11 protein-coding genes are annotated in these 16,595 nt (G+C 55.7%); 4 read left to right on the forward strand and 7 right to left on the reverse strand.

The features are described from left to right. Window positions 1-11 precede the first annotated feature (11 nt). Entirely contained in the window at window positions 12-1,331 is a 1,320-nt protein-coding gene (locus tag IP581_RS07215; RefSeq protein WP_086871742.1) for a PTS sugar transporter subunit IIC, read from the forward strand. 15 nt (window positions 1,332-1,346) lie between these two features. After that, complete coding sequence (locus IP581_RS07220; RefSeq protein WP_017456037.1) at window positions 1,347-2,063, forward strand: GntR family transcriptional regulator; 717 nt, start codon at window positions 1,347-1,349, stop codon at window positions 2,061-2,063. Window positions 2,064-2,108: 45 nt separating this feature from the next. Here IP581_RS07220 and ldtB read toward each other — a convergent pair whose 3' ends face one another. Beyond that, the gene (gene ldtB / locus IP581_RS07225; protein WP_086871743.1) at window positions 2,109-3,029 is read right to left on the reverse strand and encodes a L,D-transpeptidase; all 921 of its coding nucleotides are present in this window, start codon (window positions 3,027-3,029) and stop codon (window positions 2,109-2,111) included. Window positions 3,030-3,237: 208 nt separating this feature from the next. Between ldtB and IP581_RS07230 the strand changes: the two genes are divergently transcribed. Next, window positions 3,238-4,830, forward strand: a complete 1,593-nt coding sequence (locus IP581_RS07230) for an ABC-F family ATPase (RefSeq protein ID WP_086871745.1) — start codon at window positions 3,238-3,240, stop codon at window positions 4,828-4,830. Between the two features lie 684 nt (window positions 4,831-5,514). On the opposite strand, the gene IP581_RS07235 is transcribed toward IP581_RS07230, so the two are convergent. Beyond that, entirely contained in the window at window positions 5,515-7,881 is a 2,367-nt protein-coding gene (locus tag IP581_RS07235) for a glycoside hydrolase family 31 protein (protein ID WP_193822139.1), read from the reverse strand. A 15-nt stretch (window positions 7,882-7,896) separates the two neighbouring features. Next, entirely contained in the window at window positions 7,897-9,198 is a 1,302-nt protein-coding gene (locus IP581_RS07240; protein WP_097402142.1) for an MFS transporter, read from the reverse strand. Window positions 9,199-9,496: 298 nt separating this feature from the next. Here IP581_RS07240 and IP581_RS07245 point away from each other — a divergent pair, with 298 nt between their 5' ends. Further along, window positions 9,497-10,570: a LacI family DNA-binding transcriptional regulator gene (locus IP581_RS07245; protein WP_065368940.1), complete on the forward strand. Its 1,074-nt coding sequence runs from the start codon at window positions 9,497-9,499 to the stop codon at window positions 10,568-10,570. Here the strand turns inward: IP581_RS07245 and IP581_RS07250 are convergent. The 4 genes from IP581_RS07250 to IP581_RS07265 form a co-directional block, all read right to left on the reverse strand. Then, window positions 10,567-11,826 carry a DUF1479 domain-containing protein gene (locus tag IP581_RS07250; RefSeq protein WP_193822140.1) on the reverse strand — a complete coding sequence of 420 codons (1,260 nt, stop codon included), beginning with the start codon at window positions 11,824-11,826 and terminating at the stop codon, window positions 10,567-10,569. The two genes, IP581_RS07245 and IP581_RS07250, sit on opposite strands and share 4 nt — an antisense overlap. A gap of 153 nt (window positions 11,827-11,979) precedes the next feature. Then, complete coding sequence (locus IP581_RS07255) at window positions 11,980-12,795, reverse strand: Cof-type HAD-IIB family hydrolase (protein ID WP_193822141.1); 816 nt, start codon at window positions 12,793-12,795, stop codon at window positions 11,980-11,982. Between the two features lie 399 nt (window positions 12,796-13,194). Further along, window positions 13,195-15,627, reverse strand: coding sequence for a formate C-acetyltransferase/glycerol dehydratase family glycyl radical enzyme (locus IP581_RS07260; protein WP_193822142.1), 2,433 nt, complete (start codon window positions 15,625-15,627; stop codon window positions 13,195-13,197). A gap of 4 nt (window positions 15,628-15,631) precedes the next feature. After that, window positions 15,632-16,531 (reverse strand): glycyl-radical enzyme activating protein, encoded by a 900-nt coding sequence (locus tag IP581_RS07265; RefSeq protein ID WP_193822653.1) that lies wholly within the window; start codon window positions 16,529-16,531, stop codon window positions 15,632-15,634. Between the last annotated feature and the right edge of the window lie 64 nt (window positions 16,532-16,595).

Consider the following 16,595-nt stretch of genomic DNA (forward strand, 5'->3'; position numbering starts at 1 on the left):
GGGTAGCCGCAATGTCTGACAGCAACATCACGCCGAAAATGCAGTCATTCGTCGACAAGTTTGTGGAGTTCTCCGCCAGGCTGGCAAACCAGGTGCATCTGCGATCGCTGCGTGACGCGTTCGCGGCGGTGATGCCAATTTTTATCCTCGCCGGGCTGGCCGTATTGATTAATAACGTGGTTTTCCCGTGGGTGCTGGAGGGGGAGACGCTGGCGCGTTTTAAAGTGTGGGGCGAGGCGGTGATCAACGGCACGCTGAATATCGCTGCGTTATTGATTGCGCCAATGACGGCCTGGTCGCTGGCGCGCAATAAGAACTTTGACAACCCGGTGTCGGCGGTGGTCATTGCGCTCTCCAGTTTTATCATCATGATGCCGATGCAGCTGGATGTGGTACCCGTTGGCGGTAAAGCGACGGTGAGCGTGACGCAGATGCTGGCTTTCACCAACATTGGCACGACGGGGATTTTCGCCGGGGTGATTATTGGTTTGCTCTCCACAGAGCTGTTTATCCGCGTTGCCAGCGTGAAGAAATTCTCTATCTCGCTCGGGGAAAATGTGCCCTCGGCGGTGGGGCAATCTTTCTCCTCGTTGATCCCGGCAATTATAACCTTGTCGCTGTTCGCCATTGTCGCGGCGCTGCTGGCGAACCTGTTGCACACGGATCTGATTCACCTCATCACCACGCTTATCCAACAGCCGCTGCGGCAGATTAATACCAGTTTACCAGGCACGCTGTTTATCTACAGTTTCGGTAACTTTCTGTTTACGCTCGGGATTCACCAGACGGTGGTTAACGGCGTGATCCTTGAACCACTTCTGCTGATTAACACCAACGAGAACATGCTGGCGTTTGCCAACGGGCAGCCAATTCCGCATATCATCAACAGTATTTTTGTGCCTACTTTCGGCATGATTGGCGGCACCGGCAGCACCCTTTCGTTACTTATCGCCATCTTTATCTTCGCGAAGCAGCAGTCGGCGAAGCAGGTGGCGCGCCTCGCCATCTCGCCTGGCTTATTCAATATTAATGAACCGGTGATTTTTGGTCTGCCCATCGTCTTTAACCTGCCGCTGATGATCCCGTTTGTGCTGCTTCCGGCGCTGGGTATCTGGTTTGCCTGGCTTTGTACCTCGCTCGGGTGGATCTCGCGCTGTGTGGTGATGATTCCGTGGACAACGCCGCCGATTTTAAGCGCCTGGCTGGCCACCGCAGGCGACTGGCGGGCAGTGGTGGTTCAGTTGATAATCATCATCTTTGGTGTATTCTTCTACCTGCCTTTCCTCAAAATAGCCGAGAGAGTGGCCTTAAGAAACAACGGGATAGACTAAAAATGAAGGAAGGCTATGGCGGCAAAATACATCACTATCGCGCGGGAAATTAAGCGGCGCATTCTCAGCCAGCAGTACGCCGCCAGCGCGCCATTACCGGATCAGTTCGCGCTGGCAGCGGAGTTCGCCACCAGCCGCATGACCATTCAGCAGGCGATGCGCCAGTTGATCGTGGAAGGTCTGGTTTATACCCGTCAGGGTCAGGGCACGTTTATCCGCAAGAATTTCCTGCAACTGTCGCGCTGGGATCTGCCCGGCAGCGACTATTTTGGCGCCACCAAAACCTGGGAAAACGTCGGCGAAGTGACCAGTAAAATTATCCGCTTCGAGCTGCGTTTTCCCACGGAAAAGGAGCAGGCCTCGCTGCTGGTGGGGCCGGATGACCCGGTGTATGACTTTATTCGCCTGCGCTTGCTGGAAGGTGAACCGATGTCGCTGGAGTTTACCCTGATGCCGGTGAATCTGGTGCCGGGGTTAAATCGCGGGCATCTCGAAAGCTCGGTGTTTCGCTACGTGCAGGACGATCTGGCGCTGAAGATCATGGGCTCATATCGCATTGTGCGCGCGTTAAAACCCTGGGCGGAAGATAAGCAGTATCTGAACTGCGAAGAGACCGACCCGGTGCTGGAAGTGGAGCAGGTGATTTATCTGGAAGATGGCACGCCGCTGGAGTATGCCCATTGTCATTATCGCTACGATCACGGCGGCATTATTGTGGTGAATCACGGATAAAAAAAGCGGAGCCATTGCTCCGCTTTTTTATGCTATCAACCGCAATCAGTTCAGACGTACCGGCATACCGGAACGGTTCTGAATCGCCTGATCGACCACGTTGGAATCAACATCAGACTGGTTGGTCACGGCCTGCACCGCTTTGGTCAACGCAATCGGCACAATCTCACCACCGGTGAACTGCGCTTCCGTGGTGGACAGCGGGTTGTGAACTTCGATGTAACGGCTGCCATCCGGCTCGGTGGTCGCTTTTACCGGCTCATCAATAAACTGTACGCGCGTACCGACCGGCACGTTTTCGAACAGGAATTTAATGTCGTCGTTGCGCAGACGCACACAGCCGTGGCTCACGCGCAGGCCGATACCGAAGTTAGCGTTGGTGCCGTGAATGGCGTACAGGCGGCCGATATAGAGCGCGTACAGTCCCATCGGGTTATCCGGGCCAGCCGGTACAACCGGCGGCAGCGGTTGACCCATCGCTGCATATTCTGCATGCATTTTCGCCGTCGGCGTCCAGGTCGGACCGGCTTTTTTACGTTCTACTTTGGTGGTCCAGGCAATCGGGGTGTCTTTACCCAACTGGCCGATACCGATTGGCAGCACGATCACCGTGTTGGTGCCTTTCGGATAGTAGTAGAGGCGCATTTCCGCACTGTTGATCACGATCCCTTCGTGAACCGTATCCGGCAGGATCAGCTGCTGTGGAACGTTCATCACAGTGCCGCCTTTCGGCAGGTAGGCATCAATGCCCGGGTTTGCTTCCAGCATGTTGGACAGACCCATTTGATATTCAGCCGCAAAATATTCCAGCGGTTGGCTATTGCCTTCTGGAATAGTAACGACCTGGTTCTGACCGATCAGACGACTGCCATCAGTCGGCAGCGGATATGTAACAGCAGACGCGCTTTTGCAAAATCCCACGACAGCAAACGCCGCCGCTAAAAGGGTTGTTAATTTCATGTTCATCTTATGCAAGACTTATTGCCACACTGGCCGTTGGGTTGAGAATGCAGGAAGCGCATTATATGTGCATTCCACCGTCCAGGGAATTCAGATGTGTACGAAATCACACTTTTTTCCCTTTGCTTGCAGTTTAGTGGCCTGACACCAGGCAGGAATCTAATTCGGAATTGTGGCATAATAGGGTGTTTGTCACATATTTCAGGATACCTCTGTGTTAGTCACCAGCAACGTCACCATGCAATTCGGCAGCAAGCCGCTGTTCGAAAATATCTCCGTCAAATTTGGCGGCGGCAACCGTTACGGCCTGATCGGGGCTAACGGGAGTGGTAAATCCACCTTTATGAAAATCCTCGGCGGCGATTTAGAGCCGACGTTGGGTAACGTCTCTCTCGATCCGAATGAGCGCATCGGTAAGCTGCGCCAGGATCAGTTCGCCTTTGAAGAGTTCAGCGTGCTCGACACGGTGATCATGGGCCATGCGGAACTGTGGGAAGTGAAACAGGAACGCGACCGTATTTATGGTCTCGCGGAAATGAGCGAAGAAGATGGCTACAAAGTGGCCGACCTCGAAGTGCAGTACGGCGAAATGGACGGTTACTCGGCGGAAGCGCGCGCGGGCGAACTGCTGCTCGGCGTTGGGATTCCGGTTGAGCAGCACTACGGCCCGATGAGCGAAATCGCCCCTGGCTGGAAACTGCGTGTGTTACTGGCGCAGGCGCTGTTTGCCAATCCGGACATTCTGCTGCTTGATGAACCGACCAACAACCTGGACATCGACACCATCCGCTGGCTGGAGCAGGTGCTGAACGAACGTGACAGCACCATGATCATCATTTCGCACGACCGTCACTTCCTTAACATGGTCTGTACGCACATGGCGGATCTCGACTACGGCGAGCTGCGCGTTTATCCGGGCAACTATGATGAATACATGACGGCGGCGACCCAGGCGCGCGAACGTCTGCTGGCGGATAACGCCAAGAAAAAAGCGCAGATCGCCGACCTGCAATCGTTCGTCAGCCGCTTTAGCGCGAACGCCTCCAAATCTCGCCAGGCGACCTCACGCGCGCGCCAGATTGACAAAATCAAGCTGGAAGAAGTTAAGGCTTCCAGCCGTCAGAACCCGTTTATCCGCTTCGAACAGGACAAGAAACTGTTCCGCAACGCGCTGGAAGTGGAAGCGCTTAGCAAAGGTTTTGATGAAGGCCCGCTGTTTAAAAACTTCAACCTGCTGCTGGAAGTGGGCGAGAAAATCGCCATTCTGGGTGCGAACGGCGTGGGTAAATCCACCATGCTGAAAACGCTGGTGGGCGAGCTTGAGCCTGATAACGGCACCGTGAAATGGTCTGAAAACGCGCAGATCGGTTATTACGCGCAGGATCACGCCGAAGATTTTGATAACGATCTGACCGTCTTCGACTGGATGAGCCAGTGGAAACAGGAAGGTGATGACGAACAAGCCGTGCGCAGCATCCTCGGTCGTCTGCTGTTCAGCCAGGACGATATCAAGAAACCGGCGAAAGTGCTCTCCGGTGGTGAAAAAGGGCGCATGCTGTTCGGCAAGCTGATGATGCAAAAACCGAACATCCTCGTCATGGACGAGCCGACCAACCACCTCGATATGGAATCCATCGAATCGCTGAACATGGCGCTGGAAATGTACCAGGGCACATTGATCTTCGTTTCCCACGACCGTGAGTTTGTGAGTTCGCTGGCAACCCGCGTGATTGAGATTACGCCTCAGCGCGTCATCGACTTCAGCGGGAATTATGAAGATTATCTGCGTAGTCAGGGTATCGAATAAATTTACCGTCGTCTTTCACGCGACAGGTGCGTTGGCTGCACCTTCGTACCCCGGTCACTTACTTGTGTAAGCTCCCGGGGCTACTCAGGTTTGCCGCCTTCCTGTCGCGCGAAATACTCAGGTAAATGCTTTACCGCCCGCTCTCACATCACAGGTGCGTTAGCTGCACCTTCGTACCCCGGTCACTTACTTGTGTAAGCTCCCGGGGCTATTCAGGTTTGCCGCCTTCCTGTCGCGCGAAATACTCAGGTAAATGCTTTACTGCCCGCTCTCACATCACAGGTGCGTTAGCTGCACCTTCGTACCCCGGTCACTTACTTGTGTAAGCTCCCGGGGCTACGCAGGTTTGCTGCCTTTCTGTCGCGCGAAATACTTAGGTAAATGCTTTACCGCCCGCTCTCACATCACAGGTGCGTTAGCTGCGCCTTCGTATCCCGGTCACTTACTTGTGTAAGCTCCCGGGGCTACGCAGGTTTGCCGCCTTCCTGTCGCGCGAAATACTCAGGTAAATCATTTCCCGCTCTTTTTTCACGACAGATGCGTTAGTTACGCTTTCGTACCCCGGTCACTTACTTGTATAGGCTCCCGGGGCTATTCAGGTTTGCCGCCTTCCTGTCGCGCGAAATACTCAAGTAAATAATCGAAGCAAGCCCGGTAAGCACAATGGCTGTCGGGCTTTTCATATTAAGCAAACGTCCACTCGCTGGCCGCAGCGCCATTAATCAGTAACTGGCGTTTTTCACCCGCAGGCAGCGCCACTTTCAGCACCTGCCAGGCCGGGCGATAGTCGCCGCGCGTGTGTACCTGCAAATCAATGGTGCTGCCCGTGCAGACCATTTCCCACTCCAGCCACAGCGCGTTGCCCTCTTTATAACCCCAGGACTCACCATCATCCTCAAACAGCAAGCCACCTGAACGCCCGGTGCCTTTTATCGGGAAGAGTTGCAGCTCACGCGTGGTATCCGCGCTGGCATCGACATGCCTGATGCGATCGCTGAGCGGCAGACCGGCACCGGCGCGCACCAGCAATGGCAGCGTTTCCAGCGGCGCATCCAGCGTCACCCACTGGCCAGGCGCATACCAGCAACCGGTGTAAAAATCGTACCAGCCGGTGTCGTTGGCAGGCAGCCAGACGCGGCGCTCGCGCTGGCCGGGTTCGACAACGCTTGCCACCAGAAGATCGCGGCCGAGCAGGAAGTCGTCGCACTCTTCAAACGTCTGCTCGTCATGTTCGTGATCGAGGAACGTCGGGCGCAGCATCGGTTCGTCGTCAGCATGCGCCTGCCACAGCAGTGTGTAGAGGTAAGGCAGCAGGCGGTAGCGCAGCTCAATCGCGCTGCGGATCGCCGGCGTGATCGCCGGGTACATCCACGGTTCGTTCACCGTGTGATCGTCGTTCCAGGAATGGATGGTGAAACGCGGGTGCATCACCCCGTTTTGCACCCAACGCACAAACAGCTCCGCATCCGGTTTATCGCCGGAAAAACCGCCGACATCGTGCCCGACGTTGTACAAACCGGACAAACTCATGCCCACGCCCATGCGGATGTTGTAGCGCAGCGTCTGCCAGTTGGTGCGGTTATCGCCGCTCCAGGTCTGCACATACCGCTGCATTCCGGCACAGCCGGAACGGGAAATCAGGTACGGGCGCTTGTGCGGAGCAAATCGCTGCTGCGCTTCCATCGAGGCGCGCATCATGAGTAACGGCATCACCGGGCGAATATGCTTGATGGCAATCTCACGACCAAAACCGTGGCAGCGGGCTTCACCATCCCACACTTCAAACTCGTTGTTATCGTTCCAGGTCGAATCGATACCCATCTCCAGCAACTGCGTGGAGACGCCTTCCTGCCACCAGGCGACAGTCTGCGGGTTGGTAAAGTCGAGGTGTGAGCCTTCGTCATCCCAGAAACTGGAGCGTTCCGGCGCATCGGTTTCGGAATCGCGAATAAACAGACCGCGCTCCGCCACTTCGCTATAACGCGGGTGATCCTGCAACAGACAGGGTTTGATATTCGCCGCCAGTTTCAGTCCCGCATCGTGGAACGCCTGGCTCATCACCTTCGGCTGCGGCACTTTGTCGTAGTTCCAGTTAAAGACATAGCGCTTGCCGTTAATCGAGGTGTAGCCGGATGAGAGCTGGAACGAATCGCACGGAATCGCGTGTTCTTCGCACAGACGAATAAAATTCATCAGTTGGTTTTGCGCATCCGGCGCATCGGTGTAATGCATGGTTGAGCCGCTATAACCGAGGCTCCATTTCGGGCCGAACAGCGTTTTCCCGGTGAGGCGCACAAACGCTTTGGTGACATCCAGCGCACGCGCGCCGGTAAACAGATAGTAATCAATATCGCCCGCTTCCGCTTGCCAGCGGCGATAGGCGGTGTGGTAGTTATCGATCTCGTTACCCAGATCCAGCCAGCAACTACTGAGGTTGTCATAAAACAGCCCGTAACTGATATCGTCGCGGCGGGTAAGGGTAAACGGAATATGTTTGTACAGCGGGTCGGTGCTGGCAGCGTTATAGCCCATGGCATCGAGGTTGCGCATCTCGTAGCGCTGGCCGGTACGTTGCAGGTTACCCGCTTTCTCGCCGAGGCCGTAGAAACGCTCCTCTTTTTTACGGCTGAGATAGTGCGCCACACCGTCGCCATGAGCGTTAACCAGATACGCGCTGGTCGGGCGATCGCTCGCCAGCCATTGCCACTCGCCTGCGTCGTTACGGTAGTGCCACTCCAGCCACAGCGGCTGATGCACGGTAACACGCAGTTTTGCGCTCTCAATGGTTAATGTCTCGTGCTGCTGCGCCAGCGACCACTGCGGCAGGCTAAAACCGGAAAGATCGTCGCGCGAGCGGCCTTCCCACGGCACGTCATCTTTCGGCGCAATGCTCCAGGTCCGATCCAGCGCCAGCTCGCCTTTACGCTTGAGCAGCACGCGGAACAGGTTCTCTTCCAGCACATACAGGCACAAGGTGTGTTGCCCGTCTACCAGCAGCTCAACATGATGAGCTGCCTGGTTTTGTAACGTCCAGTTCTTCAGGGTTTTCATATCAGACATCCACAATCAGGCGCGTTTTGCGCGTCGTTCAGCAATAAATGCCACCAGGAAAAAAGCGCCAATCAGGTCAAAGAAACCCATGGCAATAAACAGCGGGTTGAAACCAATTTTGTCGGCGGTGACGCCAATCAGCAGTGAGAAGAGGAAGCTGGCGATCCACGCCGCCGAGCCGCGCATGCCGTTCACCGTCGCCATCTGCCCTTTATCGAAGGATTCCACCACCAGCGCACTCAACATGCAGGAGATGATCTGATGGCCAAAACCGCCGATCGAAATCAGCACAATGGTGATGTACGGGTCGCGAGTGATGGCGACGATGGCGAGCGAAATCATCAAAAATGCGCCGGTCACCGAGCTGGCAATCACCGAGTTCACGCGCGAGCAGCCGAACCAGCGGGTATAGAGTTTAGTCAGGTAACCACTGGCGACGCTGCCGAGATCGGCGGCGAGGAACGGCAGCCAGGCGAACATGGCGATCTGTTTCAGATCCATACCGTGTTCTTTTGCCAGATAGAGCGGCACCCAGAAGCTCAGCACCGCCCAGGCCGGTTCAGCCATAAACGCCGGGATGGCAATACCGTAAAAACGTTTGTTCTTCGAGACGGTTTTCAGGGCAGTAAAGAAGGGCAGTTTGACTGCGGGTGGCTCATTATCCTGCTGAATAAATGCCAGCTCGTCTTTACTGAGATTGGGGTGTTTGTCCGGGTTGTGGTAAAACGCCCACCACAAAATCACCCACAGCAGCGCCAGCACACCGGTAAACATAAACGCGCCCTGCCAGCCAAATGAGGCGTGAGCGAAGTAGATAATCGGCGGAGCCAGCATGGCGCCAATCGAGAAGCCCACACCAGCCCAACCGGCAGCCACCGGGCGTTCTGATTTCGGGAACCATTCGCCGATGGTTTTGGCGTTCGCGGGTGTTGCTGCCGCTTCCGATGCGCCCATGGTGAAACGCAAAATCGCCAGATGTACCCAACTGCCTGCGCCGGCGTGGAAAATACAGGCCAGCGCCCAGATGATGGCGCATACCATAAAGCCGACTTTCAGGCCAATCACGTCAATCAGCCAGCCACACAGCGGCTGGAAAATGGTGTAAGCCAACTGAAACGCGCCGACAATCCACGAATATTGTTCGGTGGTGATGCCGAGGCTGGTTTTTAATTCCGGTGCCAGTATCCCCAGCGAGTTACGGGTGATGTAGTTCACCGTGACGCCGAATAAGAACAGCACTAACATCCACCAGCGTAATTTTTTGACTATCCGGCGGCTCTTGCTGGCCGCCATTTCATTGTTGATCCCCTGGCTCATTCTTTTCTCCGCATATCTTCTTGTAGGGAAGTCGGGGCAAACTCTTGCGGAGTTGTTATACCGCACAGGTTTGCGTGATGATTTATCTGCGTTTTTTTACTTATTGTTTCTACAACTAGTATGGAAGTTGTATGACACGTTTACGTTAGGCGAGAAAAATCGGCAGCTAAAGTGGATTTTGTGCAAGGATTCTCATCAATCAGCGACCATATGCGGCAAACTTCTATTGATGCCATGAATATCAGGCTTCTCGATTCATGAAAATTTTCCCATTTCGGAAACGGAGCAAGATCACAGAATGGATAAAAAGCTCAAAATCAACGAAATTGCCCTGCGTACTAACTTGTCGACCAGCACGGTGTCCCGTGTGCTGGCAGGTAAAGCCAATACCAGTGAAAAAGCGCGTACCGCAGTGCTGGCCTGCGCGCGTGAGCTGGGGGTGATGGAGGGGATTGCCGCCGGGCGGCTGTTGCTGAATAACCTGATTGTTTTCGCACCCCAGCGGGCATTTGATGAGCGTTCCGATATTTTCTATTACCGCGTGATCCAGAGCATTAACAAAGCGCTGGCACCCCATGAAGTACGGCTGCGCTACTGCGCGCTGGAAGAGCTGGACAGCGACGCCAATGAATTTCTCGCGCGCATGAACGCCCCGGAAACCCAGGCGGCGATCCTGCTGGGCATTGACGATCCCCATATCCATGACCTGGCGGCCGATATGGGCAAACCCTGTGTGTTAATCAACTGTCGGGACGGGCGCATGCGTTTGCCTTCAATCGCGCCGGATCACCGCACGATCGGCGAATTTGCCGCCAATTATCTGTTCGATATGGGCCACCGCGAGGTGGTGAATGTGATGTGCCTGCGTCGCTACACCATGGATTTGCGTCTTGCGGGCATCAAAGAGGCCTGGCAACGGCGCAATCTGCGTTTTCAAAGTAAGCGGGATCTGATCACCGTTCCCAGTTTTAGCGCCAAAGAAGCGGGGATGCGGGTAGGGGAGTGGCTTGATGATCCGGCGCACAAATCGCCACCTACCGCGTTTCTCGTCGGGGGCGATTTTATGGCTGAAGGCACAGTTCATGCGCTCCAGCAGCGTGGACTGCGTGTGCCGCAGGATGTCTCGGTGATGAGCATTGACGCCTTTAACCTGGCGGCGATTCAGGATGTGCCGCTCACCGCGGTGCATGTGCCGCGTGATGAACTGGGCGTGGAGGCGGTCCATCTGCTGCAACAGCGGTTGATCCGCCCGCAAGCCACCACCGGTTCGCTGTTACTCAACGGCACCCTTGCGGTGCGAGAATCGGTACGGCGGATACGTCCGGGGCAACAACGTACCGCCGTGGAACGAGAAGGGTTGTACGATGCCTAAACCTCGATACCCAGCGCGCGCTTACCATGAATATTCAGGTCGTTCAGCGTAAAGCGGCCTGACCAGTCACTTTCGTAGTTCTCACGCGGGAAATCGCCCGGCGAAGCGCCTTGCTCCAGCGCAACTTTCACTTTGCGCGCATACGCGAGGTTTTTCGCGCACAGCGGCGCGGCGGGAATGTACATCACATTGCCCCAGCCTTGCTGGTTTTCCACCGGCGCAACCGAGTGGATCACATCGCAGTGCCACCACACGGAATCCCCGGCTTCCAGCGCCGGAATGCTGCTCAGGGCCTCCATCAGCAGCGGATGCCACTTCTCCGACACCGGTAATACACGGCCTGGCGCCACGCCGCACAGTTCATCTTCCGGCACATCGTCCAGCAACGGGCGCAACAGGATATAGGCCATCGCTTCCGGGATCGGCACCACATGCAGCAACCCCTGGCCGGGGATCATGTCCGACAACGCCGTCCAGCCCTGGAAGGTGCGGAACACCGAACATTTGGTGGTGTTATCCACCGTGTACTCTTCAACTTCAGTGCGGTGCGCCGCGTTCCACGGGTCATATTCCTCGAATTTGCCGCTAAACACGCTGGCAAACACACGCTGGTATGCGGGCAGAAGCCAGCGCTCCAGCGCGCCGGAATCCGTATGCGCGCCGAGGCCTTTTGAGGTGGTTCCCGGCGGGCGGCGGCGGATACGATCCGGGTAGATCACGCTCACATCCGGATCAAACCATTGCTGGCCTTCACTTTCGAAGCGCCAGAGACGGTTGAGGAAGGCTTGCACGGCAGCCATTTCGTTACTCTGGCGCGCCTGCATCTGCGCCTGCGACCAGTAAATAGGGTAGATTTCCGGGCGAGAGGCCTCCAGCGTGCCGAAGAAGCTGTCGCCAGGCCCTTTGTACACTTCATCAAAATGATTCTGGTCGAGGTAATCCAGCATGGCGCGATCCCAGCCCAGCGCCTGCTCGCGCGGGAAATGCCCCTTGATGACCGCACAACCGCGCCGCTTAATGAGCGCCCGCTGCGCCTCGCTGACCTTACCTTGCGCAATGTCGCTGTAGGCGATCTGTGGCCACACGGATTTGCCCTGGGCTTTAAGGGCATTGATATCGTCTACACGGGTGGCAATCTGCTCACTCAGGCGGTTAAACACCTGCTGTACGTCGCCGATCTGCGCGCGCAGTTCCTGTTTCATCTGACGAATCGATGCTTTGTGATCGATGGGCAGCGTTTCACTGGTAAAAGCCATGTTGAACCTCGCATTATTTCATTCGAAAGTTATTTAACTTACAAGTGATAAAATAAGTTAAAAAGAAGTTAATGCAAGTTTAAAAAGTTGATGGGGAGCACAAAGCGGAAAAGTGGCAACAGGAAGGGCCGGAGCGGGCGCTCCGGCGGAGGATCAGCAATCGAATGGCGCGGTGTGATCAAGCACGGCCTGAATCACATTCAGGGCGCCGTGGTGGTTATTGTCATCGGTCTGATGACGGGCAATGGCTTTAATGGCCTCGCTGGCGTTGCCCATGGCGAACGAGAAATCGGTCATGCGCAGCATTTCCGCGTCGTTACCGCTGTCGCCAATAGTGACGCACTGTTGCGGTGAGATACCCCAGCGTTTAAGCAGGCGCGTAATGCCGTTGGCTTTATGCAGACCCGGGATTATCAAATCGACAAAACCAAAACCGCTGGTGACTGGCTTCATAATGCCGTCGAGCGAGACATGCAAGGCGTCGATCAGTTGCGGGATGTCGCTGTCCGGCAAGTTCAGCGAAAACTTGAACAGGGTATCGTCAATCTGCTGAAAATCGCGCACCGGTTTTAAGCGGTAATAGTGTTTCGACATCAGGTCGACGAACGCTGCCGGGGCGTTTTCGCTTACGTACGCGCTTTCCAGGCCGCAGGCAACAAAATTGAGGCTGCGGTCTTTTAACAGCTCACCCATCACCACTTGCGCTTCGTGGCGGGTCAGTTCACCGTGGAACAACTGTTGACCGTGCTCATACACCAGCGCGCCGTTTTCCGCGACGAACGAAATGGTCTCTTTCAGCTCCGGGAAGAAGGAGATCAGCTGGTAATACTGGTTGCCGCTGGCGACAACAAATTCAATATTCCGCTGACGAAGCTGCTCGAATTGCGCCATAAATCGTGTGCGATCGTACTGCTTGGCGTCATCAAGGAAGGTTCCGTCCATATCGGTAACGATAACTTTGACGGTCATACATAAAACTCCTGAATGTAACTGCGACGAGAAACATTCTAGAGATAATGTGAGGGGAAGCACAAATTTTATTTCATTCGAAAGTTTAACCGTTGTCTTTCGAACCGCAGGTGTGATGGCTGCGGCGGTGCGGCCCGACCATTTACAGATGTAAGCTCGTTTAACCGTCGTCTTTCGAACTGCAGGTGCTTTGATTGTGGCGGTGCGCCCGGTCACTTACTGAGATAAGCTCCCGGGACTTACCGCCTTCCTTCAATCCGAAATCCATCGGTTAAACAGCCTGTAAGAGCTAAAAAGTCATTTGGCTTGCCGGTGTGGTGCCGGAAAGCAAATGACAGAGTTCCTGTTTTTGGCAGACGGAAAGTAGACCGGGCTTTGTGGGGAAGCCCGGCCATCACCTCATAACGTATGTTCAGTGCGGGCGATAATGTCATCCTGCGCATCTGGCGACAGGGCGGTAAAGAACGCGGAATAACCGGCGACACGCACCACCAAATCGCGATACTGATCCGGGTGTTTCTTCGCCTCCAGCAGCGTTTCGCGCGACACAATGTTGTACTGAATATGCCAGCCTTTGTGCACCTCAAAGAACGTGCGCAGCAGCACCATCAGCTTTTGCTTATCGCCCTCATTTTCCAGCGTCGACGGATTCAGTTTCTGGTTCAGCAGCACCCCACCGAGGATCGCTTCAACCGGCAATTTACCCACGGAACTTATCACCGCCGTCGGCCCCAGATGATCGGTGCCGGAGGCCGGGCTGGCACCCTCCGCCAATGGCGTACGCGCTTTGCGGCCGTCCGGGGTCGCCATCGTCGCCGCACCAAACGGCACGTTCGCGGAAATGGACGACGTTCCGGCGTAATAGTTGCCGCCAATAGGGCCACGACCATAACGCGGATTGTGATACTGCTTCAGCTCATCAATATAGGTTTGATAGGCACGAACCAGCAGCATATCCACGCTGTCATCATCGTTGCCGTATTTCGGTGCGCTGTTAACCAGCCGCTGGCGCAACTGTTCGTGCGTCAGGCCGTCGAAATCCTCTGCCAGTGCCTGCGCCAGTTGTTGTTGCCCGATAACCCCCTGGTCAAAGACCAGCTTTTTCACCGCCGCGAGGCTGTTACCCAGGTTGGCGATCCCCACCTGCAAGCCGGACACCCAGTCATATTTCGCGCCACCTTGTTTAATGCTTTTCGCCCGCTCAATGCAGTCATCGACCAGCGCGGAGCAGAGAATATCCGGCACGTTCTCTTCCAGCATGGTGTCGACCACATACTCAATCTCAATCGATTTTCGCGTGTAATAGCGAATCTGCCGATCCCAAGCGTGCATGACCTCTTCGAACGCTTTGAAATTGCCCGCCGACATCGCCTGGGTTTGCGGCAGAAAGATTTTGCCGCTGGTGGCATCGCGGCCGCCTTCCAGCGCCGCCAGCATCACGCGGGCGAAGTTAATAAAACTCATGCCGGTACAGCGGTAGCCCCATTTGCCGCCAACGGCGGTTTCAATGCAGCCAATGGCTGCGTAATCATAGGCATCGGCGGGTTCCACGCCGAGCTTGATAAATTCGGGAATAACAATTTCATCGTTATTGAACGCGGGCATACCGAAGCCGCAGCGAATGACCTGTACGCACGCGTCGAGGAAGTCGTTGCTCATGCCGGCGTGGTAACGCACGCTCAGGTTCGGCTGGGTGGAACGCAGGCGCCCGCAGGATTCCAGAATCGCGTAAGAGAGCGGGTTAACCGCGTCGCGCGCTTCACCGTTGTGCCACTGCTGACCGCCGATGGTGACATTCTGGTACAGCGGGCTGCCCGCCGAGGCTTTCGAATGCGAGCCGGAGCGAATTTTGTTCACTTCCAGCAGTTTCAGCCAGCAACTGTGCAGTAGCTCAATGGCCTGTTCGCGCGGCAGAGACTGTTGCAGTTCAACATCGCGGCGATAGTACGGATACAAATACTGATCCATGCGGCCGAAAGAGACCGAATGCCCGTTGGATTCAATCTGCAAAATCAGCTGGATAAAGTAGCAAAGCTGCAATGCCTGCCAGAAGGTACGCGGCGGTTCGTGGGCGATAATCAGGCAGTTTTCTGCTATCGCCAGCAGCTCATCGCGGCGGTTTTGCCGTGTCTCTTCCCCGGCCATCTGGCGCGCCAGATCGGCAAAGCGTTCGATATGCAGGCTCACGGCGTCCAGTACAATATCAATCGCTTTTAAGAACTGCTCCCCGTGCAGATCGTCGAGTACCGTCAGGTTGATGCGTGTCCGGCGTTCATCCACTTTGTGACGCAGCCCGTCGAGACCGAGCTCCAGCAGCAGCGGGAAGTTCACCGCCAGGTGCGCGTCGCCAGAGGTCATGTTGCCTTCAGCTTTGATAATGCCGGTTTCCAGCAGCGCTTTTTGTTCGTCAGTAAACATGCCGTAGCAGCGGTCCTGCACTGTCTGTCCACGCCACCACGGGCAGATCGCATGCAGCACGCGTTTGTTCTCTTCGCTAACAGCAAAGCCAGCACCGGGGCGGTCGGCGAGGTCGTCGATCTCTTTTTCGATCCACGAAACGGTGTATTCCGGGAAGATCGGCGCGGCGCGTACTTCGCTTGCCTGGTTACCGATAATCAGCTCGTCATGTTTGATCCAGATAGTACGCTCGGCCAGGTGATGCGCCAGCGCCAGCGCACGGCGTACCGGCAGCGGTTTGTCCATATTTTGCTGGTAAACCTGCGTGTAATGCCGGGCGCGCTCGGTGCAAACCGGTGGCTTCACAATATGCACCAGCGCGGTTTTGTGCTTTTTGATGCGGTCAGTTAGCGTGTTGAGTTGCAGCGTGGTCATGGTTCTATCCTCGTAATGTCGCCGTCAGCCCTTTGCGGCGGGCGCAATCCTGCGCAAACGCCAGCAGTTGCGGGGCGTCGAGCGGCTTCTCAGGGGCGGTGTAGGGTTCGCCGAGCAGGTGATATTTATTCATGCCCAGCGTGTGGTAAGGCAAAAAATGAATATCGCTCACGTTCAGCTCATCAGCGGCGAAAGCGGTAATGGCGCTTATGGCGTCTTTATCGGCATTAAAACCGGGGATCAGCGGCACGCGGATGGTGAGTTTTTTCCCCGCCTGCGCCAGCCGTTTCAGGTTATCCAGCACGCGTTTTGCCGAGCCGCCGGTCCACTGGCGAAAGGCGGACTCATCGACATGTTTTAAATCGGCGAGAAACAGATCAACAAAGGGCAGGGATGGTTCGATATAGCGCCACGGCACATGCAGGCAGGTTTCCACTGCCGTATGAATGCCGTGCTGATGGCTGCTCTGGAACAGTTGCAGCGCCAGTTGTGGGTTCAGAAACGGCTCGCCGCCGGAAAGGGTGATGCCGCCGCTGCTGCGGTCATAAAAGGGTTTATCGCGCAAAACGGTAGCCATGATATCACTCACATCAGGCGATTCACCGCAGACGCTCAGCGCCTGTGTCGGGCAACAATCGGTAAGTGCATCCAGTTGCACATCATCAAGTTTTTCGCGGTGGATAACCAAACCGTTTGCCGCGCGTTCAATGGCTTGTGGCGCGGCGTGCTGGCATAACTCACACCCGGCAAGGCACAAACGATTGTCAAACAGCAGATCCCGCGTGCGGCTGCGGCTCTCCGGGTTCTGGCACCAGCGGCAGCGTAGCGAGCAGCCTTTCAGGAACACGACAGTGCGAATGCCCGGGCCGTCGTGAGTGGAATAGCGCTGGATGTTGAAGATCATCATTTATCTCCATATATTTCATATGGAGATTAAATTACTTTCGAATGAAAGTTACTGTGACGAA

The organism is Kosakonia pseudosacchari (assembly GCF_015167415.1).
Taxonomy (GTDB): Bacteria; Pseudomonadota; Gammaproteobacteria; order Enterobacterales; family Enterobacteriaceae; genus Kosakonia; species Kosakonia pseudosacchari.